Origin of the sequence: Borreliella yangtzensis, assembly GCF_014201775.1 — a bacterium.
Taxonomy (GTDB): domain Bacteria; phylum Spirochaetota; class Spirochaetia; order Borreliales; family Borreliaceae; genus Borreliella; species Borreliella yangtzensis.
Window position 1 is genome coordinate 181,500 of the sequence record NZ_JACHFG010000001.1, and the last position, 16,533, is coordinate 198,032.

Annotated in this window: 12 protein-coding genes and 4 tRNA genes; 14 read left to right on the plus strand and 2 right to left on the minus strand. The window is 29.3% G+C overall.

Going from position 1 to position 16,533, the window contains the following annotated elements:
* Positions 1-4: 4 nt before the first annotated feature.
* From HNP68_RS00905 to HNP68_RS00920, 4 genes are read left to right on the plus strand one after another with little or no spacing between them, the layout of a single operon-like run.
* Positions 5-1,447 (plus strand): cysteine--tRNA ligase, encoded by a 1,443-nt coding sequence (locus HNP68_RS00905; protein WP_183219478.1) that lies wholly within the window; start codon positions 5-7, stop codon positions 1,445-1,447.
* Between the two features lie 3 nt (positions 1,448-1,450).
* Positions 1,451-3,007, plus strand: coding sequence for an IPT/TIG domain-containing protein (locus HNP68_RS00910; RefSeq protein ID WP_183219480.1), 1,557 nt, complete (start codon positions 1,451-1,453; stop codon positions 3,005-3,007).
* Positions 3,007-4,260 carry a serine hydroxymethyltransferase gene (gene glyA / locus HNP68_RS00915; protein WP_183219482.1) on the plus strand — a complete coding sequence of 418 codons (1,254 nt, stop codon included), beginning with the start codon at positions 3,007-3,009 and terminating at the stop codon, positions 4,258-4,260. The genes HNP68_RS00910 and glyA overlap by 1 nt, the downstream gene beginning before the upstream one ends.
* 26 nt (positions 4,261-4,286) lie before the next feature.
* The gene (locus tag HNP68_RS00920; RefSeq protein ID WP_183219484.1) at positions 4,287-5,039 is read left to right on the plus strand and encodes a J domain-containing protein; all 753 of its coding nucleotides are present in this window, start codon (positions 4,287-4,289) and stop codon (positions 5,037-5,039) included.
* A 60-nt stretch (positions 5,040-5,099) separates the two neighbouring features.
* Here HNP68_RS00920 and HNP68_RS00925 read toward each other — a convergent pair whose 3' ends face one another.
* Entirely contained in the window at positions 5,100-6,962 is a 1,863-nt protein-coding gene (locus tag HNP68_RS00925; RefSeq protein WP_183219486.1) for an integrin-binding adhesin P66 family protein, read from the minus strand.
* 247 nt (positions 6,963-7,209) lie between these two features.
* Complete coding sequence (locus HNP68_RS00930; RefSeq protein WP_183219488.1) at positions 7,210-8,718, minus strand: lactate permease LctP family transporter; 1,509 nt, start codon at positions 8,716-8,718, stop codon at positions 7,210-7,212.
* A 71-nt stretch (positions 8,719-8,789) separates the two neighbouring features.
* Between HNP68_RS00930 and HNP68_RS00935 the strand changes: the two genes are divergently transcribed.
* From HNP68_RS00935 to clpP, 10 genes are all read left to right on the plus strand, one after another.
* Entirely contained in the window at positions 8,790-10,007 is a 1,218-nt protein-coding gene (locus HNP68_RS00935) for a D-alanyl-D-alanine carboxypeptidase family protein (protein ID WP_183219491.1), read from the plus strand.
* A 5-nt stretch (positions 10,008-10,012) separates the two neighbouring features.
* On the plus strand, positions 10,013-10,504 hold the full coding sequence (cheD, locus tag HNP68_RS00940) for a chemoreceptor glutamine deamidase CheD (RefSeq protein ID WP_183219493.1): 492 nt from the start codon (positions 10,013-10,015) through the stop codon (positions 10,502-10,504).
* Positions 10,505-10,506: 2 nt separating this feature from the next.
* On the plus strand, positions 10,507-12,483 hold the full coding sequence (locus HNP68_RS00945; RefSeq protein ID WP_221240603.1) for an ATP-dependent helicase: 1,977 nt from the start codon (positions 10,507-10,509) through the stop codon (positions 12,481-12,483).
* 114 nt (positions 12,484-12,597) lie between these two features.
* Entirely contained in the window at positions 12,598-14,028 is a 1,431-nt protein-coding gene (gene pepD, locus HNP68_RS00950) for a beta-Ala-His dipeptidase (RefSeq protein ID WP_183219495.1), read from the plus strand.
* 96 nt (positions 14,029-14,124) lie between these two features.
* Positions 14,125-14,199 (plus strand) — tRNA-His (locus HNP68_RS00955).
* 22 nt (positions 14,200-14,221) lie between these two features.
* Positions 14,222-14,295: transfer RNA gene (locus tag HNP68_RS00960), tRNA-Arg, on the plus strand.
* Positions 14,296-14,374: 79 nt separating this feature from the next.
* Positions 14,375-14,455: transfer RNA gene (locus tag HNP68_RS00965), tRNA-Leu, on the plus strand.
* Between the two features lie 5 nt (positions 14,456-14,460).
* A tRNA-Gly gene (locus HNP68_RS00970) sits at positions 14,461-14,532 on the plus strand.
* A 40-nt stretch (positions 14,533-14,572) separates the two neighbouring features.
* Positions 14,573-15,931, plus strand: a complete 1,359-nt coding sequence (gene tig, locus HNP68_RS00975; RefSeq protein WP_183219497.1) for a trigger factor — start codon at positions 14,573-14,575, stop codon at positions 15,929-15,931.
* 13 nt (positions 15,932-15,944) lie between these two features.
* The gene (gene clpP / locus HNP68_RS00980; protein ID WP_183219499.1) at positions 15,945-16,529 is read left to right on the plus strand and encodes an ATP-dependent Clp endopeptidase proteolytic subunit ClpP; all 585 of its coding nucleotides are present in this window, start codon (positions 15,945-15,947) and stop codon (positions 16,527-16,529) included.
* Positions 16,530-16,533 lie beyond the last annotated feature (4 nt).

Sequence of the window (16,533 nt, forward strand, 5' to 3'; positions counted from 1 at the left end):
ATGGATGATTTTAAAATTATATAATACTAGAACAAAGAATTTTTCAGAGTTAGCAAATTTTGATGATGTTAAACTGTATGCTTGCGGGCCCACTGTTTATAATTATGCACACATTGGAAATTTTAGAACTTATATTTTTGGTGATTTATTAATTAAAACTTTAAGGTTTTTAGGGTATAAAGTTAATTATGCAATGAATATTACAGATATTGGGCATTTAACAGGCGATTTTGATGATGGAGAAGATAAGGTTGCCAAAACCGCAAGAGAGAAGGGTCTTACGGTTTATGAGATTAGTGAATTTTTCACAGAAGCTTTTTTTAGGGATTGTAGAAAATTAAACGTTATATATCCTGATAAAGTTCTTATCGCAAGTAAACATATTCCCATCATGATAGAGGTTGTTAAAGTTCTTGAAGAAAAAAAAGTTACTTATTTTTCTAATGGTAATGTGTATTTTGATACTTCTTGTTTTAAAAGCTACGGTGAGATGGCTGGCATTGATTTAATTGATAAAGATATGACTTTTCCCAGAGTTGATATTGATAAATTTAAAAGGAATAAAACCGATTTTGTTTTGTGGTTTACTAATTCTAAATTTAAAGATCAGGAAATGAAATGGTATTCTCCTTGGGGATTTGGTTATCCAAGTTGGCATTTGGAGTGTGCTGCTATGAATTTAGAGTATTTCAAAGATACACTCGATATTCATTTAGGAGGAGTTGATCATATTGGGGTTCACCATATAAATGAAATAGCAATAGTAGAGTGTTTTTTGAATAAAAAATGGTGTGATATTTTTGTACATGGAGAATTTTTAATTATGGATTATAATAAGATGTCAAAATCACGCGGGAATTTTATTACGATTAATGACTTGGAAGAGCAAAATTTCTCTCCTCTTGATTTTAGATATTTGTGTTTGACATCACACTACAGGAATCAATTAAAATTTTCATTAAATAATCTTCAAGCAAGTAAGATTGCTAGGGAAAATATGATAAACAGACTAAGTTATTTTTATGCATCTTTAGACCCAGTTGATTTAAATGTTTTTGATAAGGATTTAAAAAATTTTAGTTGTAATATAGAAAAAGAATATTATGATTCTTTTGTAGAAAAAATTTCTTTTGATTTGAATGTTCCTCAGGGTTTGGCTTTGCTTTGGGAGATAATTAAATCTGAAAATTTAGGCTTTGTTTCAAAACTTAAATTGGCCTTTGTTTTTGATGAAATTATGTCGCTTAATTTGAAAGAAGAAATTTTAAAAAGTTTAGAAAATCATGATGTAGTTATTGATGATGATATGAGAACTTTGATTGAAGAAAGAAGAATAGCTAAATGTGAGAAAGATTTTAAGCGTGCCGATGAAATTAGAGACTTTTTTGCTAAAAAAGGCTTTGTTTTGGTTGATACCAAGGAAGGAACTAAGGTTAAAAGAGGCTAGTATTTGGCTATTTTTTTTAAAAATAAATATTTTTATTTAAGTTTAATTTTTATTATATTTTTATTTTTATTTCTTTTTTCTGGATTTTTATTTTATTCAAAGCCAGTTATTTATGAAATATCTCCAATTCCCACTTCACACAAGGATATTATTGTTATTAAAGGAAATAATTTAGGTTATAATACAGGTGAGATTAATATTAACAATAATTATTTGGTTAAAAGTAGTATAATTAGTTGGAGTAATACTGAAATAGTTTTTAAAATTACAGACGAAGTAAATTCTGGACTTATTTTTGTAAAAAATGAAAGCGGGACTAGCAACGAGCTTTTTCTTGTTATTAGTAGACAAGTTCCTGTTAAGCTTAATAGAGAAAATATACCTTTTATTTTTTCAGAGGATAAAATAGTTTTAAATGCAAATTCTTCAACTGTATTGCAAGGTATGAATTTGTTTTCACATTCTGGTATTATTAAAATTTTTCTTGAAACTAAGGACAAACTTTATACAATTTCTCCTAAAAATATTTTAGATGTTTCTGAGAATAGGGTGGAATTTATTCCTCCTAAAACTTTAAATTCTGGCGGTAAGCTTTATGTTTTATTGGACAATCTTCAAAGCAATAAAGTTTCGTTTTCTGTTAAAGATGATTTTTTTAAGTGGACTTTAGGTGATTCAAAAGAGTTTACAATAATTGAAGAAATTTATTTCACTCAAGATATTAGTAATAATTTTGATTCAAACCCTGAAGGTATTAATTTCAATATTTTCTATTTAAGGCCAATTGAGAATGAGCGTCAAAAAATTACAGAATGCAGTAATAATTGTCTTGATTTTAATATTGGTAATTTATTTTTTGAAAACCTGAAGACAAATAAATTTATTTTTGAGACTAGGGTAAAGACGCATAAACTTAATTTGGAATTTTTGGATACTAAATATTTAGAAAGTATTGAGGTCAAAGGGGTTATTAACAATAAAGAATATAAAACATATGTTCAAGACAAAAAAAAAGATTATTTATCTTACAGCTCTGTTGATTTAATATCGTTAGATTCTTTAATTTTATCTATGACTGCTGGGAATAATTCAGTTTATAAGTTGGCTAAAGCAATTATCGATGTTTTGATTTCAAATTTTAAAATTGTTGAAAATAATTTAAGTTTAAAGGATTCTATTAAAGAGAGAAAAATTTCATCTAGCAATTTAATAGTTCTTACTAATTTATTATTTTTAAAGTACGAGATTCCTCTAAGAAATATAGTTGGACTTTACTATGATTCTAATTCTCTTAAATTGATTGAGCATTATTGGTTTGAATTTTTTTTGCCTGGGGTTGGTTTTGTGTATTTTGATATAATAAATGCAGTATTATGTAAGGATAGCTCTAAGTATTTTTTAAATATGTCTGAAAACTATATTCAATATGGGTGCAAAGAAGACTATGATAAAAATGAATTTTTTGATGGGTATTTAGATTCTGGGTTTTTAAAGTATAAAAGCTTGACTAACGGAGCGTATTCTTTAATGTATAGGTTTGTTTTGGAGGATAATTTTTAATGAGAGATGATCAAATATTTGATTTAATTGAAAAAGAGAAGTTAAGAGAAAAAGAACATATCGATCTTATTGCGTCTGAAAATTTTACATCTTTAGAGATAAGGCAGGCTGTTGGTAGTATTTTAACCAATAAGTATGCAGAAGGGTATCCTTTGAATCGATATTATGGTGGGTGTTCTTTTATTGATGAGATTGAAACTTTGGCAATTTCAAGAGCAAAAGAGCTTTTTGGTGCAAATTATGTCAATGTTCAGCCTCATAGCGGATCTCAGGCTAACATGGCTGCTATAATGGCTCTTATTAACCCAGGTGACAGGATTCTTGGCATGCAATTGTCTCATGGAGGGCATTTAACCCATGGTAGTAGGGTAAATTTCTCTGGCATATTTTTTAATACCTATTTTTATGGTGTTTCTAGAGACTCTGAGCTTATTGATTATGATGAGGTTCTTAAAATAGCTAGAGATTGTAGACCAAATTTAATAATAGCTGGAGCTTCTTCTTATTCAAGAGAAATTGATTTTAAAAAATTTAGAGAAATAGCAGATGATGTTTCTGCATATCTTTTGTGTGATATTGCTCATATTTCAGGTCTTATTGTTGCCGGTTTTCATAATTCTTCGATTGATGTAGCGCATCTTACTACAAGCACTACGCACAAAACTTTAAGAGGCCCAAGAGGTGGAATAATACTTTCTGGAAAAGATTTTAACAAATTGGTAAACTTTAATGGGAAAGAGAGAGCTTTGTCTGATGTTGTCAATTCTACAGTTTTTCCGGGAACTCAAGGGGGTCCCTTAGTTCATGTTATTGCGGGCAAGGCTATTGCATTCAAAGAAGCTCTTCAAGAAAATTTTAAAGAATACATTGCTAACATAATAAAAAATACTAAAATTATGGCCGAATATTTTAAATCGGAAGGATTTCGGATTGTTAGTGGAGGTACAGACAATCATTTATTTTTGGTTGATCTAAGCAGCTTGGATCTTACAGGTGTTGAAGCTGAGAAATTGCTTGAGGGTGTGAATATTACTTTAAATAAAAATGCTATTCCTTTTGACAAAAAAAGCCCTTCTGTAGCTTCTGGGATTAGAATTGGTGGTGCTGCGATCACTTCTAGGGGTTTAAATGAAAATGATTCTTTAAATGTTGCTAAATTTATTGTTAGAGCTTTAAAGGCAAAGTCTGATATTGAATTAAAACAAATAAAAAAGGAAGTTGTAAGATTTATTAAAGATTTTGACATACCTTAATTATGTTTGGAGGTTATGATTAATAAATGCCAAGCTTAATTAGAATATGTTTTTTAGTGTTGTTGTTTATTTTTATTTTTAATCCCATTTTAATAGGAATGCTTTTTATATTATTTCCTTTTGTTTTGATATTATTTAGTTTTTTAGGTGTTTTTAGAATATATCTCACAAGGGATTATTCATATTCTAGGTCTAGAGAGTTTGAATTTTATAAACTTTCTTTTTTATTAATGGCTAAATTACTATCTATTTTGGGAACTGTAACGGGAGAACAGCTAAATTATGTCAATTTCATTATCAATTCTTTGAATTTGTCTGAACGTGGCAAATCAGAATTGTATACTATCTTTCATTCTGCTATTACTAAGAATAATAATGCGGATAAAATTTTGTATACTCTTAAGCTTGGATATTTTCAACATAAAGATCTTTTTATATGGCTTTTTGCTTCTCTTAAAGAGATTAATAGACTTTCTAGGTATAAAAACTTGGAAGCTGAAAAGTTTATTTCTTATGTTGGTGTTTTCCTTGAACTTGAATCTGATGGTTATGAAACTTATAAAGATATTAATATTAAAATCGTAAATCCATATAGTGTTTTGGGATTAACCCATAGTGCTAGTGATGACGAGCTTAAAAAGGCTTATAAAAGCCTTGTTATAAAATATCATCCTGATAGGTTTGCAAATGATCCGGTAAGGCAAAAAGATGCAAATGATAAATTTATTAAAATTCAAGGTGCTTATGAAAAAATTTGCAAAGAAAGAAATATTAAGTAATAATTGATTAATTTGGGTTTTAAGTATAAAAAAAAGAAGGGCTTTGCCCTTCTTTTACTGTTAGCTACCACTGTAGGCCACTTTAAATTGCAAGAAAGCACTACCAATAGCGGCATTATTTGCGTTTTTATTAGCAAGCTCTATAATGTTATTTGAATCCCATCCAATAGAAATTGTTGTAAATCTTATTAGTTTTTCAAGGCTAAGGCCTGTTTTCAAATAAATTTTTGTAGCATCGCTTGAGATGTTATTAAAAGGTCCTAAAAGGTATGCTCCAATATAGGGTACTACATACGCTTCTGTTGAAATGGATTCTATTGGAATTGCATAATCAAGATATAAAGCCACACCGAGTTTCATTGCGTCTTCAAATGTTAGATTGGGAGTTGCAGCTTGTGCGCTGCTTGTTGAATCTTTTCCAGCTTGATTGTTCGCATTGGCACTTGAGCTTGCTGTAGGATAGTTTTCTATAGATTTTTGTCTTAAGATATCATAAAGACCGATAGATGTTATCCATCCTAGTCCATTCATAAGTCCCTTTTTATTGTCCTCATAGCTTGAAATTTCAACATTTAAGCTTTGAAATGCATTTTCAGATATGGTTTTTAATCTTTTTTCTGTATCTTTGGATCTGTAAAGATTTTGTCCATAGCTTATTCCTAATGCAACCCCAGATTTTTTGTCTTGTTCTCCAAATAGTCTTGTACTGTATGAATCAGATCCCTTAATCTTCCAAGATTCTTTTTCACCAGTGTCTTTATTCCAAATAAGGCCTATGCTTGCTCCTGTTGAAAATGCAATGCCAAGCTCTTTACTTTTACTGAAATTAAGGGCGTTGCCATTTGGATCGAATATGTCTTCAGTTTTTTGACTAGGATCTGAGGATATTCCTTTTTTGAAATTTGCTGCTTTTGAGATGTGTCCAAATACAGAAAAATCGCTTGCAAAAGGATCTATTCCAAAATCAGTGCCCATTTGTAAAATAAGATAGGTGTTTTTGTTGTTAATTTTTGTTAATCCAAGCTTATATTGAGCTCCAAAAGATGCTAAAATTGCAGAATTTGATAAAGTTGGACTAAGTAAATCGTTGCCGACTACGGATTTGTCTTTTAAAGAGTATGTTATTGATGAATTATTAAATGTTTCGTTTCCATAAGCTCCTGATAAGCCAAAATTTAATTCAAAAGGTGTTTCTGCAATTACAGATTGAACATTTTCATTTTGATCTAGTATATTTTTTATTGGTTTCCATGTTGCTTGAATTCCATAAAGTATTCCTTTATAGGTTTTATTGTATGGAGTGTCTTTGTCATTCTCTTGATTTCTATTACCTGTACCTGTTCCCCCTATTGCAAATGTAAGGTCTAGTTGTGGGAGTTTGTATCCTAGTTGAATTGTTCCTATGTTTTTAGAAGTGCCTCTTGCAAGAATCGTCCCTCTTACTGCTCTATCATTGCTTGGAAATCCGTAATAAGTGCTTTTGAATCCAGTCATAGGCGCAAAACTAAATAAAGATTCTTTGTTAAAGTCAAAATCTGTCATAGTACTTATCTTAATAAAGAAATCGTATATATTAATTTGGGCTGTTATATCTCCTAGGTCAATTTTGAATTGATCGCCTTTTTTACCTTCTGCTTTTAATGCAAGATCTTCTACCTTAATGTAAGCTGAGAATGGATCATCTTTGCCTAATTCGGGATTAGCTTCAAATGGTTTAAGTTTAATGGTAATTTTACTTTTGTTTTCAAACCCAGGAACAAGCTCATCTATATCTAATCTGAATTCACTCGTGTTTTCAAATCCAAATGTAGGTATCCATGGGTTTATTTTAAATATATCTTTTTCCTTTAATTCGTCTGCTGCAAATATTGTTGCAGATGTAGTTAAAAATATAATTAATTTATATAAAATATTATTTTTCATAATTATACCTTCCTGTTATAACTATAAACTTTTTTATTAGTTCTAGTTATTAATTAAATGTATTAATAAATGCATTATATACATGCTATTATATACAATATAATAGCATGTATATAACATATATAATATTAAAATATTGGATAAAAATTCAAGAGCACATTATTATTTTGTGGCTTTTAGATTATTCAAATCTATAAATAAGATTAATTGATAATAAAATTAATCTTATTTATTTTAAATGGTTAATTTATACTAAATAAACCAGTAGTCCTGTTGCTAAAATGTAGCATAAGGCATAAGTTATTGTTTTTGATAAAATTTTGCCTTCTTGTCCAATTAATCCAGCAGTTGTTGCTGCTATTGTGATGTTTTGGGGAGAAATCATTTTTCCCCCAGTTGCCCCTGTTGTATTTGCTGCTGCAAGCCAGTAAGGATTTGTTCCAATATTTTCTGCCATTTGTGTTTGCAAGGGGCCAAAAAGAACATTTGAAACTGTGTCACTTCCTGTTAAAAATGTTCCAATAGCTCCAATTAGAGGGCTAAATAATGGTCCAAGTTGGCCCGTTATTGTTGAAATTCCATTAGCAAGATCTCTTATCATTCCACTGTGTGTCATTAATCTTGATATTGCAACAATACACATGATTATAAATGAAGATAATGCCATTTTTTTTAAAGTTAGCATAAATATTTTTAGTTGTTTTAATATTGGGACTCCTCGTATTGAGTAGGATATTATTGTTGCAAGCACAATCAAGAAGCCTGGAGAGGTAATCCATTTAAAATGTAGGGGATTTGCTTCCGGATAAATGCTAATAGTGCTTTGAAAAGCTTTTAGGTATTCGTGAATTTTGTTAAAAAGGGGAGATACAATTATTATAAATACTACTATTAAAATGTAGGGGGAGCAAGCAATAATTCTTTTTGATAGGGGTATTATGTTTTTATTTTTGCTTTGCTGATTGTTCACATCTTTATTTTCAAAAAACTTTGCATAAACTATTGTTATTGTCATAGAAAGGATGCTTCCAAGTATTGCAGGAAGTTCAGGCCCCAGAGTTTTTGATATGTATACTTGAGATATTGCCATTGACATTCCTGATAATAGAGTAAGAAGGAATACCCCTTTTAATCCTTTAATACCTCCTCCTGTAAGAATTACTAATATAAAAGGTATTGTTAGAGTTGGAAGTATTAGTTGCAATGCAACCTCAGATGAAATTGTATTAACATCTAAGTTAGTTGCTTGAGCTAAAGATATTATAGGGATTCCCACAGATCCATAAGCGGTTGATGAAGTGTTCATTATTAAACAGATTAAGCAGGCAAAAAGCGGTTCAAATCCCATTGTTATTAATATTGAAACAGGGATTGCAACAGCAGTTCCATATCCAGCAACTCCTTCTAAAAAATTTCCAAATCCCCATGCTACTAGCAAGACTATAATTCTTTTATCAGAAGATACATTTGATAAAATGTTTTTAATAGTTTCTATATCTTTTTGATCTTCTGACATTTTGTATGTAAATATGGCAGCAATAATTACGGTTGCTATTGGCCATATTCCCATTAAGGCGCCTTCAAGCATTGCAAGACTTGTGTTTAGTATTCCTAAGTTTTTATAAAATATAACTATAGCAACAGTTGTTATTAATGATATAGGTATTACATAGTAAGCGGGCTTTTTTATTATGCCAAGGCCAATAATTATTAGGATTATTGGCACCAAAGCTGCCATAAAATCATAAAAATTCATAAAAAATAGCTCCTTTTAAATTGTATTATAATTAACAATCAATAAATAATATATAATTTTAATATTACAACATGAATAGTAACTGTGTTATTGAAAAATTGTTATTAATTTTATTTTTTAATTTTTTTCTGCTTTGTGATGATCTTTTTGCTGTTAATTTAGCGGATATTAATGAATTATCAGGACATGCAAAATCAATAGTTTTAATGGACTTTGATACTAAGCGGATACTTTATTCTAAAAATCCTAATTTGGTTTTTCCTCCGGCATCGCTTACAAAGATTGTTACAATTTATACTGCATTAATTGAGGCAGAAAAGCGAAATATAAAATTAAAAAGCATAGTTCCTATTAGTGATTCTGCTTCATATTATAATGCCCCCTTGAATTCTTCTTTAATGTTTTTAGAAAAAGGTCAAATTGTTAATTTTGAAGAGATTTTAAAGGGACTTTCAGTTTCGTCAGGCAATGATGCTTCTATTGCTATTGCTGAGTTTGTAGTTGGTGATGTAAATAGCTTTGTTAATTTGATGAATATTAATGCTTTAAATTTAGGACTTTTAAATATGTATTTTGTTGAACCTTCTGGATATAGCAATGAGAATAAAATTACAGCACTAGATATGGCTTTTTTTGCAAAATCTTATATAGAAAAATTCAAATTTATGCTTAATATTCATTCTTTAGAGTATTTTGTTTATCCAAAGAGTAAAAATTTAGGAATTACTTTATCATCAAAATTTTTAAACTTAAAACAAAAAAATGCTAATTTATTAATATCTGAATATCCTTATTCAGATGGTCTTAAAACTGGATACATTAAGGAATCGGGCTTAAATATTGTTGCTACTGCTTTAAAGGGCGAGAGAAGATTAATAGCGGTTGTATTGGGAGTTAAAAAAGGAATTAGTGGGTCTGGAGAGAAGATGAGAGCTTTAATTGCAAAAAGTTTATTTGAGTATGGATTTAATGAATATTCTAAATTTCCTTTAATAGTAAAATTAAAAGAAAAAGTCTATAATGGTACAGTAGATACAGTTGCTCTTTTTTCTAAAGAGCCTTTTTATTATGTTTTGACTAAAGATGAATTTGATAAAATTAATATAAGTTATACTGTTGATAAGTTAGTTGCTCCTCTTAGTGGAGATATGTCCGTGGGGAGGGCTATGATTTTTTTAGAAAAGGAAAAAATAGGGGATGTTGCTTTGTTTAGTAGTAAAGTAAATAAATTAGGGTTTTGGCAAGGGCTTTATAAGAGTTTTAGAAAATTTTTTTTAAGAGAGTATTAAATTTTATGTTAAATCATTTTAATTTTAAATTGAAACGAGATGTTACAATAATAGTTCCGGGCGAAGCTTTTGTTTCAAATAAAAGAGTTATTTCTACAATCCTTGGTTCTTGTGTTGCGGTTGTACTCTTTGATGAATCGAGTAATTTAATTGGAATGAATCATTATGTTCTAGTCAAGTCGGATCTTGATATATCTCCTGCCCAAAGGGGAAGATATGGGGTTTATGCTATTCCTATGTTGATAAATGCAATGTTAGAAAGTGGAGCTAATAAAAGTAATCTTAAGGCCAAGCTTTTTGGAGGAACTAATTTTATGGCGAAAGGATCAGTTAAAGTTGGACTTGAAAATTCAGAGTTTGCTGTTAATACATTAAATAAATATCGTATTCCAATCTTAGCTAAAGATTTTGATCAATCTAAGTCACGAAAGATTTTTGCTTTTCCCGAAAACTTTAAAGTTATTGTAGAATATCCAGATGGAACAAAGGTTTTTTAATCTTGCTTGATAATTTTTTTAAAAATTCTCTCAATCAATTTCAATATGAAGCAGTTACCACTATTGAGGGTGCTCTTTTAATTATTGCTGGTGCTGGTAGTGGAAAAACAAGGGTTGTTACTTATAGAATAGCGCATTTACTTTTAAAAGGTATTGCCCAGAAGGAAATTTTAGCCTTAACTTTTACCAACAAGGCAGCTAATGAAATGAAAGATAGAATTAAAAAAATTTTGAAAAGTCCTCTTAGCAATCTTATGGTCTCAACTTTTCATGCTTTTGGACTTTTTTTTTTAAAAGAAAATTATAAATTGTTAGGGTATAGGAAAAATTTCAGCATCTATGATGATAGTGATAAAATTTCTCTTCTTAAAGAAATTTTACTTGATGAAGGTCTTTTCAATAAAAAAGTTTCTTTAAATTCACTTAGTAATGTTATCTCACTTTTAAAAAATGGGATTCTTACTCTTGGTGATTTAAAGGAAGAAGATATAAATATTTTTAGACTTTATGAGGAGCGATTAAGGCTTTATAATTCTTTTGATTTTGACGATTTAATTTTGAAACCAAAAGAATTGTTAAGCAATAATTTTGATATTAGAAATAAATATTCTAAAAGATATAAGTATGTTTTGATTGACGAATTTCAAGATACCTCTTTGATTCAATATAATTTTATTCGTCTTTTAATAAATCACAGTAATTTATGTTGTGTTGGGGATGATGATCAATCGATATATTCTTGGCGTGGGGCTAGTTATAATAATATGTTGCAATTTGAAAAAGACTACAACGTTAAAGAAATAAAGCTTGAACAAAATTATCGTTCTTCAAAAAATATTTTAGATGTTGCTAATTCTGTGATTTTAAATAATAAAAATAGAAAAGAAAAGACTTTGTGGTCTTCAAAGATGTGTAGCAAAGTTATAGATGTTTTTATATTTGAGGATGAAATTCAAGAATCTGAGTTTATTGCTAGTCAAATCATAGAGCTTTCAAAGGGTAAAGGTTTTCAATCTAAAAAGATAGGAGTTCTTATGAGAACTAATGCTCTTTTTAAAAACGTTGAGATGATTTTTAGAAGACAGGGCATAAAATATAAAGTTTCGGGAGGAACATCTTTTTTTCAGAGAAAAGAAATAAAAGATATTATTTCTTATTTAAATGTAATAATAAATCCTAAAAGCGATTATGATCTACTTAGAATTATTAATGTTCCAAGAAGGGGAATTGGTAAGGAATATTTGAAAAAAATTAGAAATATAGCAGACAAAAAAGGTTGTTGCATTTATGATGCTCTTTGTGATATTGCTTTTTCTTTTACAAACATTTCTAGTTACGAAAAGGCTTTAAATAAGCAAGTCATTGAAAGTATAGAAGATTTTGTATCTTTTATTGAAGAGTATCAATATAAATTTAGTATAGCAAAAAACACGTATTCTAAAATAATCAAAGAAATGATAGAAAGCATTGAATATTGGGGATTTTTAGTTAGTGAAAATCCCAATTCAATAAAAGTGGCTGAATATAAATATCAAAATATAGAAGGATTTTTAAGTATAATTAAAAATTGGGAATGCAAACAATTTGATGAATTGAAAGATTTAAGCAGTTTTTTAAACTACATAGTTCTTCAATCTAATGAAGTAAGTGAAGAATCTGAAAATATTAATATTAATTTAATGACAGTACATTCTGCTAAAGGTTTAGAATTTGATTGTGTATTTTTTATTGCTGTTGAAGACAATATCATTCCTCATCATAGAATCATTGAAGACAGTGAAGTTGGTTTAGAAGAAGAGAGACGAGTTTTTTATGTTGCATTAACTCGAGCAAAAGAATCTCTTATTATTACTATGGCTAATAAGCGGAAAAAAGATAGGCAAGTTTTTGAGCAGATGCCTTCAAGATTTATTTCAGAAATTCCCAAAGAATTTTTAAATTTTAATTATTATGCAGATTTTGTTAAAAATAAAGCTTGACAAGAATTATTAAATTTATTGAATGAATTTTAAGATTGATTTAGTATACTATATGAGTAATTATAATAAATTTAAGCCGTTTATGAATTTGATTATAAGGAAAGGAAAGTTATTATGAGTATTGTGATTGATTTTTTTAAAGAAATATCAAAAATTCCAAGATGTTCAAAAAATTTTAAAGGAATTATTAATTTTATTAAGGAAAGGTCCAAAAAATTTGGTTATCCTTTTAAAGAAGATGCTGTTGGTAACATTGTAGTTCAGATAAAATCTAACAATAATGTTGATATGCATCCTATTATTTTACAATCCCATGTTGATATGGTTTGTGAAAAAAATGAGTCTAGCTTACATAATTTTGAAACAGATCCAATTGAAATTGTTGAAGAGGATGGATATCTCAAAGGGGTGGGAACTACTCTTGGAGCTGATAATGGGATTGGAGTAGCTATGATGTTGGGTATTATGAGTGAGGCCAATAGTTTTCCTCATCCCGATTTAGAACTTCTTTTTACTGTTGACGAAGAAATAGGTTTAATAGGTGCTCTTAATCTTGATCCTAAGCTATGTAGTGGTAAAAGCCTTATTAATCTTGACGGAGAAGAGGAAGGTTATTTTTTAGTTGGTTGTGCGGGATCAAGACTTGTTGAGATTGTTTTTTCTCCTCAATATAGCCTTGTAACAAAAAAAACAAAAGTAGAAATTTTGTTTAAAGGACTTAAAGGTGGCCATTCTGGAGCAGATATTCATTTGGATTTGGCAAATTCTTTAAAATTAATGTTTTTTGCTCTTTTTGAAATTAAAGCAAATATTGATTTTGAGATTGAAAGTATTTTTGGTGGGGACAGCAGTAATGCAATTCCAAATGGAGCTAAGGCTTTAATCTTTATTAATGGCAGTGATTATGATTTATTAAATAAAGAGCTTCAACTTTTTGCGTTTAAAGTTAAAAGTATGTATTCTCTTGAAAATGAATTTGACATTATTGTTAATAGAAGAGAATTTTCAGCAGTTAAAGTTTTTGATGAAAATAGCAAAAACAAGCTTTTAAATATGGGAATGGGATTTTTACATGGAGTTCAAAAAGTAGAAAATTATGAAAACAAGCTTATCAAGACCTCTTTAAATTTTTCAAGTCTTTTAAAAGTGCAAGATAACTATATTTTTACTTTTTTAATAAGATCTTTATTGGATTTGGACAAAGAGTATATTTGCAATCATTTGCAATCAATAAGTAATTTATCAGGAGCTAATTTGCGTGTAATTTATGACGATCCTTCTTGGCAGTCTGATAAGAATAGCAATCTTGTAAAACATCTTCAAGGTGTATATAAAGAGATGTATCTTGAAGATGCTAATGTTTCTTTAATACATGCAGGGCTTGAAACAGGCATAATATCTTCTAGGTTGGGAGGTATAGAATCAGTTACTCTTGGTCCTTGGATTGAATCGCCGCATACTACTAGAGAAAGGGTAAACATTTCTTCAACTATTAGAGTTTATGATTTTTTGAAAAAAAGTTTAGAAAGATTTAAAAAATTTTAGTTTTAAAAATTTAATTTTTTAATAAAAGTTGTAGATTTTTATCTTTTGTTGACTTAGAAATTAAATATCTATAAAATATTATAGTAATTCGTTATTGGTGGTTGTAGCTCAGTTGGTAGAGCGTCGGGTTGTGGTTCCGAATGTCGCGGGTTCAAGCCCCGTCAATCACCTTATAATCAATTTTATTTTAGCTGCATTCATAGCTCAATTGGATAGAGCAGTGGACTTCGAATCCGAAGGTTGCAGGTTCGAGTCCTGCTGAGTGCGAAAATGTTATTTATTTGGCAAATGGGGCATACTTGCAAAAGCTTTTAAGTTTTTGTATACTAGTTTGAGTATGAAGTATGCAGGAGTGGTGGAATTGGCAGACACGCTAGACTTAGGATCTAGTGCCTTCGGCGTGTGGGTTCGACTCCCACCTTCTGTAAAATTGCGAAAGTAACTCAGGGGTAGAGTGTCACCTTGCCAAGGTGAAAGTCGCGGGTTCAAATCCCGTCTTTCGCTTTTTAATAATTGTCAATAAGGTTTAATTGAGGCATTAACAGTGATTTTGAGTAAAGATATTAAGCTTCTTCCGGGTTCAAAAGTTGAGGTTGTTATTAGAGTTTCAAAAAATGTTATTCAGGAAAAATATAACTTATTATTGCAAGACTATTCTTCCCGACTTAAAATTCAGGGGTTTAGAGTTGGAAAAGTTCCTATTAATATTATTGAGAGTAAATATTCTGAGGGGTTAAGAGCTACTGTTTTAGAAGAGGTAGTTAATAATTCTCTTAAAGAATTTTTTAAAGAAGAATCTAGAATGCCTTTAAGTTATGCTTCTCCTATTATAAAGGAAAAAAATTTAAGATTAAATCTTGATAAAGATTTTGAATTTACTTTTGTATATGAGACTTACCCTGAATTTAAGATTCCAAATTTTGATAGTATTGATATTGAAGTAGAGGTTCCTGAAGTTTTGATTGATGATTTTGACATTGATAATGAGATTAGTCGTCTTCAAATAGAAAATTCAATTATCATTGAAGATGAGGAAGGAATTGTCAAGGAAGATAGCATTGTTAAAGTAGATTTTGTTGAACTTGATGATGTTTTAAATGAGATAGTATCAACAAAAAGACAAGACTTTGTTTTTACAGTTGGAAAATCTGAGACTTATTATGATTTTGACAGAGATGTAGTCGGTATGAAACTAAATGAGGAGAGGCTTATAAAAAAATCTTATGTTACGGATTATAAATTTGAAGAACTTGCGGGCTCTTCAAGAAAATTAAAAATTAAGATTAAGAGTATTAAAAAAAGAGATCTTCCTTTAATAAATGACGAATTCGCAAAAGATATTAGTGATAGATATAATACTCTAGATGATCTTAAAAGTTTTATAAGATCTAATATTTTAAACCTTATTGAGGAAAAGAAAGAAGCTTTAAAGCTAAATAAATTTTTTTCTACTATTTCTGAAAAATTAGAAATAGATATCCCTCACTCAATGATTGAGGCAGAAATTGAAATTGCCTTTAAGGATATTGCAAAGCAAAATAAGATTAGTCTTGAAGAGTTTAAAAGTATGTTTTATTCTTCAGGATATGTTGGTGGCAATAACGTAAAAGATGAGATTCTTGGCAATTTAAAATCTAAGTTGATAATTCAGAAAATGGTAGATTTAGATCCAATTGAAGTTACTGAGAGTGAGCTTAAGGATGAGATGATTAAGCAATCTGAGAATTCAGGTGTAAATTATGAGGAAATTAAAAAATTTTATGAAGATCAAAATTTAATTTCTTATTTAAAGGATGATATCAAAAGAAAAAGAGTTAATAAAAAAATTTTGGCAAATCTTAAGGAAGTAAAAGGTAAGCAAGTTTCTTTTAAAGATTTTGTTAATTGTAAAATTTGTGAGTAAAAAAATGGAGTTTATGCATAATTTAATACCTACTGTGATAGAGCATACTGGAAATTATGAGAGAGTCTTTGATATATATTCAAGATTACTTAGAGAGCGTATAATATTTTTGAGTGGTGAGATTAATGATCCTAAAGCAGATACCGTGATTGCTCAACTTTTGTTTTTAGAATCAGAAGATTCAAGTAAAGATATTTATCTTTATTTGAATTCTCCAGGAGGCAGTATTACTGCAGGTCTTGCGATTTATGATACTATGCAATATATAAAACCCGATGTGAGAACGATTTGCATTGGACAAGCCGCTTCAATGGGAGCTTTTTTGCTTGCTAGCGGTGCTAAAGGCAAAAGAGAATCTTTAACTTATTCTAGAATAATGATTCACCAGCCTTGGGGTGGAATAAGTGGTCAAACTAGCGATATTAATATACAAGCTAATGAGATTTTAAGACTTAAAAAATTAATAATAGATATTATGTCTAATCAGATAGGGGTTGATAAGGAAAAACTGGCTCTTGATATGGAAAGAGATTATTTTATGACTTCAAACGATGCTCTTAAATATGGTCTTATTGATAGTATCCTAGTGAGGGAGTAGTTTT